Here is a 13,720-nt window from a genome sequence, read left to right on the forward strand (position 1 = left end):
ATGACTAGCCTTGCCCCCATTCGGTCAGCGTCCGCACCGGCTGATACCCCCTTCGTCAGGATCGAGGGCGTCACCAAACGGTTCGGGGATTTTGTCGCCGTCAACAACATCAGCCTCGACATCCATCGTTCGGAGCTGTTCTGCCTTCTTGGCGGCTCCGGATCCGGCAAGAGCACCTTGCTACGCATGCTAGCGGGTTTCGAGCATCCGACGGAAGGGCGGATTCTCATCGACGGGCAAGACATGACGAACGTGCCGCCCTACGAGCGACCAGTGAACATGATGTTCCAGTCCTATGCGCTCTTTCCGCATATGACCGTAGCTGACAATGTCGGCTACGGTCTGCGCCGTGCCGGCGTCAGGAAAGCGGATATCAAGCGGCGGGTCGTGGAGATGCTCGATCTCGTGAAGATGGGTGACTTTGCACGCCGCAAGCCCGATCAGCTTTCAGGCGGTCAGCGTCAGCGCGTGGCGCTGGCGCGGTCCCTGGTGCGTCAGCCCAAGCTGCTTCTGCTCGACGAGCCACTAGGCGCGCTCGACAAGAAGCTGCGGGAAGAAACGCAGTTCGAACTGATGAAGATACAAAGCCAGCTCGGTACGACCTTCATCGTGGTCACCCACGACCAGGACGAGGCTATGACCCTGGCAACCCGCATGGGCGTGATGAACGAAGGACAGCTCGTTCAGATCGGGGAACCAAGAAACCTTTATGAATTCCCGAGCAGCCGTTTCGTCGCCCAGTTTATCGGCGCGGTGAACATGTTCGAAGGCAGACTTGTGGAGGATGAGCCGGATTACGTACGCATCCGCTCCGAGGAAGCCGGCTGCACCCTGTATGTCAGCCACGGCATCAGCAGCGCGCCAGGGCAGTCTGTTCATGTCGCAATCCGGCCTGAAAAGATCCGCCTCAGCCACGAGACGCCGGCAGGAGCGGATAATGTGGTCAAAGGCGTTGTCGACGAGGTTGCCTATCTCGGCAATGTCAGCGTGTTACAGATCCGCCTCGGCACCGGCAAGCTGATCCGCGCCACACTGCCCAATCTCGACAGACACGAGAGCATGGTTTTCGAGCCGTCCGATCCTGTCTATTGCTCCTGGGGATCCTCCAGCGGGGTGGTATTGACCTCATGACGGCGAGTGCTCACCCCAAACAGGCGGCGCGCACCACCGCTTCCGAGCCCAGCGGATTATCTCAGCGTCTTGGACGAATGAGCGTGACTGCTATTCCGATGGTCTGGCTACTCGCTTTCTTCGCGCTTCCCTTCGTTTTCGTCCTGAAAATTTCGCTCGCAGAGGCGGATATCGCTGTTCCGCCCTATACGGCGCTTCTCAGCTGGGTGGATGACAAAGTCCTGTCCATCCGCATCGATTTCGGAAAATTCCTTTTCCTGTTCGAGGATAATCTTTATCTTGCCGCCTATGTCGGCTCCTTGAAGATTGCAGCAGTCTCGACGTTCTTCTGCTTGCTCGTCGCCTTTCCCATAGCTCTCTTCATCGCCCGCCAAAGCGCGGAAATGCGGCTCCTCTGGCTGGCCGTGGTGATGCTGCCGTTCTGGACATCGATGCTGCTGCGCGTCTATGCCTGGATCGGCATCCTTCAGAGCAATGGCATCGTCAACAGCGTGCTTGTGTGGCTTGGAGTGATCGACGAGCCGCTCGCGCTCCTGCAAACGGATTTCGCCGTATATCTCGGTATCGTCTACACGTACCTGCCTTTCATGGTGCTGCCGCTCTACGCCACCCTGGAAAAGCTCGATGAAACCCTGCTCGAGGCTTCCGCCGATCTCGGCGCACGGCCGGCGACGAGCTTTTTCACAATCACCCTGCCACTGGCCCTGCCGGGCGTGGTGGCTGGCTGCGTTCTGGTCTTCGTGCCGGCCGTAGGCGAGTTCGTAATCCCGGCCCTGATGGGTGGTCCCGACACGCTGATGATCGGGCGCGTGCTGTGGGACGAGTTCTTCAGCAATCGCGATTGGCCGATGGCGTCGGCGGTGGCCATCGTCATGCTGATCGTGCTGGTGGTGCCCGTCATGCTGCTGCGCAGTCGCGGGCGCCAGCAGTCTTTCGGGCATGGATGAGAGGTAATTTATGCGACGACAAGGCCGCTTCATCACCGTCATGACAACGGCAGGGCTCGTATTTCTCTACGCTCCCATCATCACCATGATGGCTTTGAGCTTCAACAGCTCGCGTCTCGTCACTGTGTGGGGCGGTTTCTCCCTGCAATGGTACCGTGAACTCATCAGTAATCAGGCCCTCCTCGACGGCGCTTGGCTTAGCATCGAGATTGCAGCCTTGAGTGCTACCGTAGCAGTAGTGCTGGGTACTCTGGCAGGATATGTTCTCTCCCGCTTCGGGCCTTTCCGAGGCAAGGTGGCCATGGCCGGCATGATCTCAGCACCGCTCGTCATGCCGGAGGTGATCACGGGTCTGTCGTTGCTCCTTCTCTTTGTAGCGATGGAGGATCTGATCGGTTGGCCGGCCGGGCGCGGCCTCACCACACTCGTCCTCTCCCACGCCACATTCTGCATGGCCTACGTGGCTATTGTCGTGCAGTCCCGCCTTGCACAGATGGACGGCACTCTGGAAGAGGCAGCGCTCGATCTCGGCGCGCGGCCCTGGCGCGCTTTTATCGACGTGACGCTGCCGATGCTCGCGCCGGCACTGATCTCGGGATGGCTTCTCGCCTTTACCCTTTCCTTCGACGATCTCGTGATCTCGAGCTTCGTCTCGGGGCCGGGCAGCAGCACGCTGCCGATGCTGATCTTCTCCAAGGTTCGCCTCGGCGTCAGCCCGGACGTGAACGCACTTGCAACCATCATGATCACCGTCGTGGGCCTCTGTGTCTTTCTTTATGCATGGCAGGCTCGCAGGAAACTTCACGTAATGAAGCAGCAAGCCGCAAGGCACAACCGCGAGAGAATCCTGCAAGTCGAGGCTATCTCTCAACCTATCTCTGCAAACGCTAACAGCGCAGGCAAAGGACGAACCGCATGCGGATCGGAATTCTGGAAACAGGGCGAAACCGCGAGCACCTGACGGAGCGCCACGGCACCTATGTAGACATGTTCAGCGCGCTTTTGCGCGCTGTCGAGCCGTCGCTGAAGCTCACTCCCTACGCCGTCCTATACGATAAATGGCCCGCCTCTATAGACGAATGCGACGCCTGGCTCCTGACCGGATCCCGTCACACGGCATTTGATCGCCTCCCGTGGATGGTGCGCCTTGAGGAATTTCTGCGGCAAATGATGGCCGCGAGAAAACCGATCATCGGCATCTGCTTCGGCCATCAAATTTTGGCGCAGGCTATGGGCGGAAAGGTCGAGCGCGCTCAAAACGGGTGGGGCCTTGGTCCCCATCGTTACACGATCAAGGAAGCGCCTAAATGGATGGAAGCCAATGCGGGCACGGTTTGCCTGAACGCGGTGCATCAGGACCAGGTCACGGTCTTGCCGGAAGATGCAAAGGTGATCGCCTCCTCTCCTTTCTGCCCCAACGCCATTCTCACCTATGGCGATCATGCGCTCACCTTCCAGGCCCATCCCGAATTCACCCCGGAATTTCTGGCGGAGCTTCTGGATGCGCTGGAGGCAAGCGGTATTCCTGGCCATGCCATTGCCGGCGCCCGCGCCAGCCTGAAGAACGCAAATCACAGGGTGGAATCCATCCTCGCTGCTCAATGGATCGTGAGCTTCCTGACCAGAACCTCATGCCTGAATTCCAGAACGGCTGGAGCCTGCAGGTGAGCGGCGGAGGCACCCTGCGGGACGAAGAAAGCGGATTGGCGGCAAGCCCATCGTTCAAAAACACAAAGGGAATACTCAAGGAGGAAGCATGACCACCCGACGCGATTTTCTAAATGGCGTAGCGCTGACCATTGCCGCAGGCTTGGCTCCGATCGATCTGTTGAGGGCGGAACAGGTGCTGCCCGGCACGCTTGAGAGCAACTATTACCCTCCCGCTCTCACAGGCCTTCGCGGCAGCCATCCTGGCTCCTTCGATGCAGCTCATTCACTGGCCCGCGAAGGCGCTACATTCGATTTCTCAGCAGCTCCGGTCGAGGAGGATTATGACCTCGTCATTGTCGGCGGCGGCATTAGCGGTTTGTCGGCAGCGTGGTTCTACCGAGAAAAGCACGGCACTAAGAAAAAGATTCTCATTCTCGACAACCATGACGATTTCGGAGGGCACGCGAAGCGCAACGAATTCATGGCTGGAGACCGCCTGATCCTCGGCTATGGCGGGACTGAAAGCATGGAATCGCCACGTACGAGCTACAGCAAAGTGGCGACGAGGCTCCTGAAGTCGCTTGCCGTCGATATCAATCGTTTTACGAGAGCCTTCGACCGCAAGCTCTATCACTCATACAAGCTCAGCCGCGGCACATTCTTTGACAAGGAGAACTGGGGTGTCGACAAGCTCGTGACGGGCGATCCCTTCACGATGGCAGCGGAAGATCAGTTACCCGCCCTGCTGAACGACCGCCCCATCCGGCAGTTCATCAATGACTTTCCGCTGTCCGACAGCGACAAGGCCGCGCTGATTGCCTTCCACGAGAAGCCGGCCGACTATCTGCGAGGAAAGACCAAGGCGGAGAAGAACAAGCACCTTGCGAAAACCAGCTATCGCGACTTCCTCATCAAGGACGCTAAGCTCAGCGAACGCGCGGCCATGTATTTCCAGGGACGCTTCGACGATTATTTCGGAACCAGCTTCGACACCGTTTCTGCCTTCGATGCAATGGAAGCCGGATTCCCTGGATTTGATGGGCTGCGTCTAGGCAATGGCAGCCAATCAGATGACGAGAGCGATGAGCCCTATATCTATCATTTTCCCGATGGGAACGCCTCGATTGCGCGTTTGTTGGTGCGAAGCCTGATTCCAGCGGTGGCCCCTGGAAAGACGATGGAAGACGTGGTGTTGGCGAAGTTCGACTATTCAAAACTCGACGAGCCCACCTCATCCATTCGTATCCGCCTTAACAGCATCGGGCTGAACGTCGCCAATGTTCAAGGCGGCGTTCACGTCACGTATTCCAATGCAGGAAAGCTGCACAAGGTGCGATCCAAGAAGGCTATTCTCGCCGGATGGAACATGCTGATCCCCTTCATCGCGCCGGAGATCCCCGAAGAGCAGAAACACGCCCTACGGCAGAATGTGAAGCTGCCTTTGGTCTATACGAACGTGGTCATCCGCAACTGGCAGCCGTTCGTCAAACTGGGCGTGCACGACATCTATTCACCGACGATGCCCTATGCGCGGGTGAAGATGGATTTTCCCGTCAGTCTCGGCGGGTATAATTTCCCGAAGTCCCCGGACGATCCGATGTGTATCCACATGTACCGTGCCGTGACGGCTCCCAATCAAGGGCTCGATTGCCGGGATCAGGCGCGAATGGGACGTCAAGTCCTTCTGGAGACGCCTTTCGAGGACATGGAACGCGAAGTCCGTAGCCAGCTCAGCCGCCAGCTCGCGGGCAGTGGGTTCGATGCGGAACGCGACATCCTCGGCATCACCATCAACCGCTGGCCGCACGGCTACTCCTATGCCGAAAACACGCTGTACGAGGAAGAGGATGAGATGACGGCAACGATCAAGCTCGCCCGCAAGCCGTTCGGCAACGTGGCAATCGCCAATGCCGATGCCGCTTGGGAGGCGTATACCCAAGCTGCCATCGATCAGGCTTGGCGGGCAGTCAACGAGCTTGCATGAAATTGAGCGCCGTTAAGACAAAGGGCGGCTGGAAGAGGCCGCCCTTTGCTGCAAAAACTTCGAAGTAGCACCGTGATGTTGAGGTGCATCGAGATCAAGAATTTAACTTCAATGCACCAACGTACATGAGAAATGAGGCGGACGGTTTAGCCTGTCTTCACCATTACATGACGGACTGCAGTATAATCTTCGAGAGCATACATGCTCATATCCTTGCCGTAGCCCGACTGCTTGACGCCGCCATGTGGCATCTCATTGACGAGCATGAAATGGCAGTTCACCCAGGTGCAGCCATATTGCAGCCGCACAGCGGTGCTCATGGCTCTCGTGACGTCCTTCGACCAGACCGATGATGCGAGGCCGTAATCGGAATCGTTGGCCCAGGCTACCGCTTGATCCACATCATCGAAGCGCGTAATCGAAACCACGGGCCCAAAGACCTCACGGCGAACGATCTCGTCCTCCTGACGGGCGCCGGCGATCACTGTAGGCTCATAAAAGAAGCCGCTACCACTGCCCTCCTTGCCGCCTGTGGTGATCTCAACATGGTTCAGATCCGATGCGCGCTGTACGAAGGATGCTACCCGCGAGCGCTGACGGGGTGAGATCAGCGGGCCGATGTCATTGTCTTCATCGTTGATTTGGCCGAAGCGCAAGCCCGACACCGCTGAGGAGAGATCGGCCACGAAACGGTCGTAGATCTTGGACCCGGCGTAGATGCGGCAGGCAGCGGTGCAGTCCTGGCCTGCATTATAATAGCCAAAGACCTTGATGCCTTCGATAACCTCCGCGAGATCGGCATCGTCAAACACGATGACAGGCGCCTTGCCGCCGAGTTCCAGATGCGTGCGCTTGACTGAGTTTGCTGCCGCCGTCAGCACCTTCTTGCCGGTCGCGACATCGCCTGTAAGCGAGATCATCGATACCTTCGGATGGGAGATCAACGCCTGCCCGACGGTCTCGCCTCGCCCGACCACCACGTTGACCACGCCTTCCGGGAAGATCTCGGCGATCGTCTTGGCGAGTTTCAAGGCGGTGAGCGGTGTCTGTTCGGAGGGCTTGATGACGACGGTATTGCCACCGGCAAGCGCCGGGGCAAGTTTCCAGGCCGCCATCATCAGCGGATAGTTCCAGGGCGCGATGGATGCGACGACACCGACCGGGTCGCGCCGGATCATCGAGGTATGGCCAGGCAGATACTCACCGGCAATGGCCCCTTGCATGGTTCGCACCGCGCCGGCGAAGAAGCGGAAGCAGTCGACGATGGCAGGAATCTCATCGCGCAGTACGAGGTAGCGCGGCTTGCCGCAGTTGAGAGCTTCCAACGTCGCGTAAGCCTCGGCCTCGGCTTCAATCCGGTCCGCCAATTTCAAAAGAAGGGCAGAGCGTTCGCCAGGGGTCGTGCGCGACCATGACGTGAAGGCCGCCTCGGCTGCGGAGACGGCCCTGTCGACCTGGTCCATCGAGGCTTCCGGCAGCTTCATCACAGTCTCGCCGGTGCGAGGATTGAGGATGGTTTCCGCATCCTCAACTCCCGCTTCGAAGCGGCTACCGATCAGCATCTCGACTTCTGCGGGCCGCGCAAGGCTTCCTGTATCCATAGCATTCCTCCTGTTGTTCTGATCGATTGTGCGTCACGGACGGTCGGACGCAGGCCCCTCTTCGCGCGTCAGGTAATAAGCCGCGAGGATGGGCAAGAAAGTCAGGATGATGACGATCACCGCGACGACGTTTGTGACAGGTCGCTGGCGGGGGCGAACAAGCTCGTTGAGCATCCAGATCGGCAGGGTCGATTGCTGCCCTGCCGTGAAAGTGGTGACGATCACCTCGTCGAAGGACAGGGCGAAGGCCAGCATCGCGCCGGCCAGAAGGGCGGTACCGAGGTTCGGCAGGATCACATAGCGAAAGGTCTGAATGCTATCGGCTCCGAGATCGTAAGACGCCTCGACAATGGATGGAGACATGCGCCGCAGCCGCGCCACCGCATTGTTGTGCACCACGACGACGCAGAAGGTCGCGTGGCCCACCACGATGGTCCAGAAAGAGAACGGGATATCCATAAGGCTGAAAGCCGAGCGGAGTGCGATGCCCGTGACGATACCTGGCAGGGCAATGGGAAGAATGATGAGGAGCGAGATCGCCTCGCGTCCGAAGAAACGCGTGCGGGCCAGAGCGCCTGCCGCGAGAGTTCCGAGAACGAGGGCAAGGATCGTTGCAACCGCCGCTACCTGAAAGGACAGCGTTAGCGCATTCCACACATCCGGTCTGCTCCAGGCTACGCCGAACCATTTCAAGGTCAGGCCAGGCGGCGGGAACTGATAGCTGCGTTCCTCAGTGGTGAAGGCGTAAAGGATCACAAATGCCAATGGCGCGTGGAGGAACAGGAGCCCAAGCCCTGTTCCGATCTTCAGGCCGAGAGACGCCTTAGAACGCATCGAACGCTCCCATCCGCTTGGCTATCAAGAGGTAAAGCGCCATGACAGAGATCGGCACAACCGCGAAGGCCGCAGCCAGCGGTATGTTACCGGCTGTGCCCTGAAGCATGTAGACTGCCTGCCCCAGCAGCAGCGTGGAAGGACCGATAATCTGCGGCAGGATGTAATCGCCCAGGGTGAGCGAGAAGGTGAAGATGGATCCCGCCACGACGCCCGGCAAAGCAAGCGGCAGGATCACGGTGCGAAAGGTCTGGTTGGGGGCAGCTCCCAAATCGGCGGAGGCTTCGATGAGGCTTCCCGGCACGCGCTCGAGAGCTGCCTGGATCGGCAGGATCATGAACGGAAGCCAGAGATAGATGAAGACAAGAAACTGGCCGAAGTAACTGACGGAAAGCGATGGCCCTCCGATCAGGGGCGCGCTCAAGATACTGTCGATGGCAGGCGTCGCCCCGATCTGATCCGCAGCCCAGGCGACCGCACCTTCCTTTGCCAGAAGAAGCTTCCAGGCATAAACCTTCACCAGATAGCTCGACCAGAGCGGCATCATGATCGCGAGATAGAACGCCGCCTTCATCTGGCCTCGGGCATAGCGAGCCGCATAATAGGCAATCGGAAAGGCAAGGATAGCAGATGCTGCTGTAACGGCGGCAGCCATGACTACCGTGCGGAGGATAACGTCGAGATTTGCCGGATGCAGAAGCTCGGCATAGGTCTTGAGAGTGAATTCCCGGACGATCGTTCCCGAAAATTCGTCGATGGAGAAGAAACTCTGAAGCAACAATGCGATGAGGCTTCCCACATACACGATGCCGAGCCACAGGAGGGGCGGCACGAGGAGCAGGGTCAGGAGCAGCCCTCGGTACTTGAAGAGCGCGTCGGACAAGCGCCGCGATAGGCTTTCCCTCGGCAGCGGAAGATCCAAGACAGCGGATGTCACCGGCCATCCTCCATCGCATGCATGGCGGCAGGTAACCAGGACAGGCTGATCCGCTCGCCAGGATTCAGATCACGCACCTCGGCAGCGTTCACAAGAGCGCATAGACGCACGCCTGCGCAATCCGCGATGACACGACGCATGGCACCCTGGTATTGAACCTCGATGCAGGTGCCGCTCGCATGAAGTCTGCCAATTTCAGATGCGACGCCCGAAGATCGAACAGCGATGGCTTCCGGCCGCAGACTGATGAGGCGCTCCGGCCCGCCGAAGCGTGCTGAAACAGCAGGCTCAAGCACGTTGGATCCGCCGACGAACTCAGCCACGAACCGTGTCTGCGGCCGCTCGTAAACCTCTTCCGGCGTGCCCACTTGAACGATGTGCCCGGCGTTGAACACGGCGACGCGATCGCTCATGGAGAGCGCCTCGCCCTGATCGTGCGTAACGAAGATGAAGGTGAGGCCAAGGCTGCGTTGCAGCGCCTTCAATTCGACCTGCATCTCCTCCCGAAGCTTCAGATCCAGCGCGCCGAGCGGTTCGTCGAGGAGAAGGACCTTGGGGCGGTTCACAAGAGCACGTGCCAGCGCCACGCGCTGGCGCTGGCCGCCGGAGAGCTGCGGCGGACGCCGCGTATCGAACCCAATGAGTTTGACGAGCGCCAGAGCCTCGCGCCCGAGCTTCTCCCGCTCCGCACGTCCCATGCCGCGAATGCGCAATCCATAAGTGACGTTGTCGAGGATATTGAGATGTGGGAAGAGCGCGTAATCCTGAAAAACCGTATTCACCGCGCGCCGATAGGGCGGGATACCCGCGACCGGTTCATCGAAAATGCTGATCTCACCCGCATCAGGCTGTTCGAAGCCCGCAATCAATCGCAGGCAGGTGGTCTTTCCGGATCCTGAAGGACCAAGCATGGAGAAGAACTCGCCCGCACGGATTTCAAGATCGAGACCATCAACCGCCTTCACTGCGCCGAAATGGCGGGCGACATGTGTGAAGCGGACGGCAGTGCCATTTGAGGACACGAGTGGATGGGCCGCAAAGGTGTCTTGCGGACGCGTATGAACGGACATGATGGGCGCTCCGGAGCTCAAATGATCAAGCCTCACGTTTCAAGGGAGGGCGCTCTCTTCTGCGAGAGAGCGCCTCTTGCGTAAGACTTTACCGGCCGCCGAGGATGGCGATGTAATCGGTCACCCAGCGATAATAGGGCACGCAGCCCTCAGACTGGGTCGAGCACTTCGAGACCGGCGTGCGCCAGAACTTGATCCTCTCGAAATTCCCCATACCGTTGGTCTCGCAACCCTCTGCGCCGAGAAGCTCATTGCCCTTGCAGGCTGCGGGCACGGACGGCACCGAGCCGAACCAAGAAGCGAGATCGCCCTGTACCTTCGGGCTCAAGGAATGTTCGATCCACATGTAGGCGCAGTTTGGATGCGGAGCATCCACGTGCATCATGGTGGTATCCGCCCAGCCGGTTGCGCCTTCCTCCGGCACCGTGCTGGCAATGGATTTACCCTGGCTTTTCAGGAGATTGACCTGGAACGGCCATGACGAGGATGCGACCACGCCCTCGTTAGTGAAATCGTCCACCTGCACCATGGCGTCGTGCCAATAGCGCTGAACCATGGTGCGCTGCTTGCGCAGGAGCTCGAGAGCGGCCTTGTACTGCGCCTCGGTGAGCTCATAAGGATCCTTGATGCCGAGCTCGGGCTTGTGCTTCATGAGGTAGAGAGCGGCATCAGCAATGTAGATCGGACCATCGAAAGCCTGGACGCGTCCTTTGTTGGACTTGCCGTCAGGCAGCGTCGTTTCCTCGAACACGACGCTCCAGCTCTTCGGTGCCTCCTTAAACGTATCCGTATTGTACATCAGCACGTTCGAACCCCATTGGTAGGGCACGCCGTAATGTACATTGTCCACCGTGTGCCAGGGCGCTTTCTGCAGGCGCTCGTCGACGGTTTTCCAGCTTGGGATGAGGCTCGTGTTGATCGGCTGCACGCGCTTGCCGGAGATCAGCCTGAGGCTTGCATCGCCCGATGCGGTAACGAGATCGAATCCACCCTCGTTCATGAGGGCCACCATCTCGTCAGACGTGCCGGCGGTCTTCACGTTGACCTTGCAGCCGGTTTTCTGCTCGAAGCCTGTCACCCAGTCGTATTTCTTGTCGGTTTCGCCCCGCTCGATATAGCCGGGCCATGCAATGATATCGACTGAGCCTTCAGCCTTGCCGAGTTGCTTGACCTGCGCGCCGGCAGGAAATGCGCCAAGCGATGTCGCCAAGCAGAGGCCAATGGCTGTGAATACTGTGCGACGCATGGATGCGCCTCCCCTTCCCTTATGCCCCTGCTGACATTTCGGGCAGGCTTTTTTAAGAGAGCCTTTGTCCCATACGAGAAGAGTGTCCTAATCCGGCAAGCTACGCCAATTCATTCGGGAGAATTTCACTATCGGAATTTCCGATACCTCACCCTCGATGCCGGGTTGAGCGATAGGTTTGGACCACGGACAGGAATTGCGAGGCCGCAGAGGACAAGCGGGATCCCCGTCGCCACACCACACCCACAGATACGGCTGGAAGCTCCTCCCGAATGCGGCGGGCATCGATTTTGTCGCCCTCCAGCGACCATTGCCGGTAAGTGAGATCGGGCAGTACCGCGAGTCCCGCCCCTGTCGCCACTAAACTACGCACGGCCTCGACCGAGCGGGTTCGAAAAGCAATGGGTGGACGAATGCCAAGCTGCTGCCACGCAAGTTTGGGCGCCTGATCGATCTCGTCGATGGCAAGCAAGATCTGCGGCTCGTCCGCCAGATCGCGCAGGCTCACTTCGGGAGATTGCGCCAGGGGATGGCCGAGGGGAAGCCAGAGCCTGTAAGGGGAAGCCTCCACGATCTCGGCCTCAAGGGAGAGAAGCGAAAGATTCTGCGGCAGCACCATGACCGCAATATCGAGCTCGCCACCGATCAGCAGGTGCTCCAGATAATCGTGATTGTCCTCGACTACATTGACTTCGAGGAGAGGAAGCGCACGCCGAAACCGGGCCAAAAGATCGGCGAGGATATAACTGGCCACAAGCGGCGTGACCCCAAGATTGACCCGGCCTGTCGTGGGAACGCTGTTCTCTTCGAGCGCGCGTCTGGCATTGGAGACTTCGGCCAGTATCTTCTCGGCATGGCGAAGGAAATGATATCCCTTGAGCGTCAGCGACATCCCATGGGAACTGCGCTCAACGAGCTTGACTCCAAGATCGTGCTCCAGTTCCTGCACCGCTTCGGTGATGGTCGATTGGGATATGGAGAGCAGGCGCGCAGCGCCTGCGACTGAGCCGGCTTCTGCGACGGCGACAAAATAACGAACCTGTCGAAAAGAAAGCGCCATGCTAGCCGGAGATCATCGTTCGGAAGCTCCTCTGGGGTGAGAGAACAATGAACAGGAGAGCTGCACCTCGCGAAGTGCTTCCGACGCGTGGCACCAATCGTCCATTCACGTACTCTCGGCCCGAATAGGCATTATCGGCATCATGTCCGTTCCGAAGCGAAGCCGTCAAGCAACTTGATGCAACCCTGTATCCTGTGGCTTAGAGGCCTGAGAGAGCGATGTATTTGATTTCGAGGAAGCCCTCGATGCCGTATTTCGAGCCCTCGCGCCCCAGCCCCGATTGCTTGATGCCCCCGAACGGCGCCATTTCGTTGGCAAGCGCCGGCGTGTTCACGCCCACCATCCCGCTCTCCAACGCCTCCGCCACACGAAACACCCGCGCCATGTCCTTGGCATAGAAATACGACGCCAACCCGAACTCCGTGTCGTTCGCCATCCCGATCACATCCGCCTCGTCCGCAAACGGAATGATCGGCGCCAGCGGCGCGAACGTCTCCTCCTTCGTCACTCTCATCGCCTGGTTCACGCCCGTCATCACGGTGGGCTCGAAGAACGTGCCGCCCAGATCCGAGCGCTGACCGCCCACCAGCACCCGCCCGCCCTTCGAGAGGGCATCGGCCACATGCTCCTCCATCTTCGCCACCGCGCGCTCGTCGATCAGCGGGCCCATGGCCACGCCCTCCTCCGTGCCCCGGCCGAGCTTCAGGTTCCTCGCCTTGGCCGCCAGCTTCTCGGCAAAGGCTTGAGCCACGCTCTCCTGCACATAGATCCGGTTGGCGCACACGCAGGTCTGGCCGGCATTGCGGAACTTCGAGGCCATGGCCCCTTCCACCGCCGCATCGAGATCGGCATCGTCGAACACGATGAACGGCGCATTGCCGCCCAGCTCCAGCGACAGCCGCTTGATCCCGTCCGCCGCCTCGCGCATCAGCCAGCGGCCGACGTTGGTCGAGCCAGTAAACGTGATCTTGGCCACCTGCGGGTTGCGGCAGAACTCCTCGCCGATGGGCTTGGCCTCGCTCGTGGTGATGACCGAGAAGGCGCCCTTCGGGATGCCGGCCCGCTCGGCCAGCACGGCCAGCGCCAGGGCCGAGAGCGGGGTCTGGGCTGCCGGCTTGAGCACCATGGTGCAGCCGGCCGCCAGCGCCGGGCCCACTTTCCGGGTGATCATGCCATTGGGAAAGTTCCAGGGGGTGATGGCCGCGCACACGCCCACCGGCTGCTTGAGCACCAGGATGCGCTGGCTTGGATTGGCGCCGG

General features: G+C 59.6%; 12 protein-coding genes. 5 read left to right on the forward strand and 7 right to left on the reverse strand.

Features of this window, described 5'->3' with window-relative positions:
• The 5 genes from MJ639_RS16470 to MJ639_RS16490 all read left to right on the forward strand — a co-directional run bounded on the left by MJ639_RS16470 (window position 1) and on the right by MJ639_RS16490 (window position 5,712).
• The gene (locus tag MJ639_RS16470; protein ID WP_243375106.1) at window positions 1-1,131 is read left to right on the forward strand and encodes an ABC transporter ATP-binding protein; all 1,131 of its coding nucleotides are present in this window, start codon (window positions 1-3) and stop codon (window positions 1,129-1,131) included.
• Complete coding sequence (locus MJ639_RS16475) at window positions 1,128-2,078, forward strand: ABC transporter permease subunit (RefSeq protein WP_243375109.1); 951 nt, start codon at window positions 1,128-1,130, stop codon at window positions 2,076-2,078. The genes MJ639_RS16470 and MJ639_RS16475 overlap by 4 nt, the downstream gene beginning before the upstream one ends.
• A 10-nt stretch (window positions 2,079-2,088) precedes the next feature.
• Window positions 2,089-3,039: an ABC transporter permease subunit gene (locus tag MJ639_RS16480; RefSeq protein ID WP_243375112.1), complete on the forward strand. Its 951-nt coding sequence runs from the start codon at window positions 2,089-2,091 to the stop codon at window positions 3,037-3,039.
• Window positions 2,994-3,746 (forward strand): glutamine amidotransferase-related protein, encoded by a 753-nt coding sequence (locus MJ639_RS16485; RefSeq protein ID WP_243375115.1) that lies wholly within the window; start codon window positions 2,994-2,996, stop codon window positions 3,744-3,746. The genes MJ639_RS16480 and MJ639_RS16485 overlap by 46 nt, the downstream gene beginning before the upstream one ends.
• Window positions 3,747-3,834: 88 nt before the next feature.
• Window positions 3,835-5,712 carry an NAD(P)/FAD-dependent oxidoreductase gene (locus tag MJ639_RS16490; protein ID WP_243375118.1) on the forward strand — a complete coding sequence of 626 codons (1,878 nt, stop codon included), beginning with the start codon at window positions 3,835-3,837 and terminating at the stop codon, window positions 5,710-5,712.
• 146 nt (window positions 5,713-5,858) lie between these two features.
• Here MJ639_RS16490 and MJ639_RS16495 read toward each other — a convergent pair whose 3' ends face one another.
• From MJ639_RS16495 to MJ639_RS16525, 7 genes are all read right to left on the reverse strand, one after another.
• Window positions 5,859-7,313: a gamma-aminobutyraldehyde dehydrogenase gene (locus tag MJ639_RS16495; RefSeq protein WP_243375121.1), complete on the reverse strand. Its 1,455-nt coding sequence runs from the start codon at window positions 7,311-7,313 to the stop codon at window positions 5,859-5,861.
• A gap of 33 nt (window positions 7,314-7,346) precedes the next feature.
• Window positions 7,347-8,147 carry an ABC transporter permease gene (locus MJ639_RS16500; RefSeq protein ID WP_243375125.1) on the reverse strand — a complete coding sequence of 267 codons (801 nt, stop codon included), beginning with the start codon at window positions 8,145-8,147 and terminating at the stop codon, window positions 7,347-7,349.
• Window positions 8,137-9,084 carry an ABC transporter permease gene (locus MJ639_RS16505; protein ID WP_243375127.1) on the reverse strand — a complete coding sequence of 316 codons (948 nt, stop codon included), beginning with the start codon at window positions 9,082-9,084 and terminating at the stop codon, window positions 8,137-8,139. Before MJ639_RS16505 ends, MJ639_RS16500 begins: the two co-directional genes overlap by 11 nt.
• Window positions 9,081-10,154 carry an ABC transporter ATP-binding protein gene (locus MJ639_RS16510; RefSeq protein WP_243375130.1) on the reverse strand — a complete coding sequence of 358 codons (1,074 nt, stop codon included), beginning with the start codon at window positions 10,152-10,154 and terminating at the stop codon, window positions 9,081-9,083. Before MJ639_RS16510 ends, MJ639_RS16505 begins: the two co-directional genes overlap by 4 nt.
• 88 nt (window positions 10,155-10,242) lie before the next feature.
• A complete protein-coding gene (locus tag MJ639_RS16515; protein ID WP_243375132.1) occupies window positions 10,243-11,400 on the reverse strand; it encodes an ABC transporter substrate-binding protein in 1,158 nt (385 codons plus the stop codon).
• A gap of 148 nt (window positions 11,401-11,548) precedes the next feature.
• A complete protein-coding gene (locus MJ639_RS16520) occupies window positions 11,549-12,460 on the reverse strand; it encodes a LysR family transcriptional regulator (RefSeq protein ID WP_243375135.1) in 912 nt (303 codons plus the stop codon).
• Window positions 12,461-12,659: 199 nt separating this feature from the next.
• Window positions 12,660-13,720: NAD-dependent succinate-semialdehyde dehydrogenase (locus MJ639_RS16525; protein ID WP_243375138.1), on the reverse strand; the 1,061-nt coding region annotated here is incomplete at its 5' end.

This window comes from Microvirga solisilvae, from assembly GCF_022808595.1.
Classification (GTDB): domain Bacteria; phylum Pseudomonadota; class Alphaproteobacteria; order Rhizobiales; family Beijerinckiaceae; genus Microvirga; species Microvirga solisilvae.

Coding starts and splice junctions, on each gene's coding strand:
- MJ639_RS16470 (WP_243375106.1), top strand. CDS start 1: ATGACTAGCCTTGCCCCCATTCGGTCAGCGTCCGCACCGGCTGATACC.
- MJ639_RS16475 (WP_243375109.1), top strand. CDS start 1,128: ATGACGGCGAGTGCTCACCCCAAACAGGCGGCGCGCACCACCGCTTCC.
- MJ639_RS16480 (WP_243375112.1), top strand. CDS start 2,089: ATGCGACGACAAGGCCGCTTCATCACCGTCATGACAACGGCAGGGCTC.
- MJ639_RS16485 (WP_243375115.1), top strand. CDS start 2,994: ATGCGGATCGGAATTCTGGAAACAGGGCGAAACCGCGAGCACCTGACG.
- MJ639_RS16490 (WP_243375118.1), top strand. CDS start 3,835: ATGACCACCCGACGCGATTTTCTAAATGGCGTAGCGCTGACCATTGCC.
- MJ639_RS16495 (WP_243375121.1), bottom strand. CDS start 7,313: ATGGATACAGGAAGCCTTGCGCGGCCCGCAGAAGTCGAGATGCTGATC.
- MJ639_RS16500 (WP_243375125.1), bottom strand. CDS start 8,147: ATGCGTTCTAAGGCGTCTCTCGGCCTGAAGATCGGAACAGGGCTTGGG.
- MJ639_RS16510 (WP_243375130.1), bottom strand. CDS start 10,154: ATGTCCGTTCATACGCGTCCGCAAGACACCTTTGCGGCCCATCCACTC.
- MJ639_RS16515 (WP_243375132.1), bottom strand. CDS start 11,400: ATGCGTCGCACAGTATTCACAGCCATTGGCCTCTGCTTGGCGACATCG.
- MJ639_RS16520 (WP_243375135.1), bottom strand. CDS start 12,460: ATGGCGCTTTCTTTTCGACAGGTTCGTTATTTTGTCGCCGTCGCAGAA.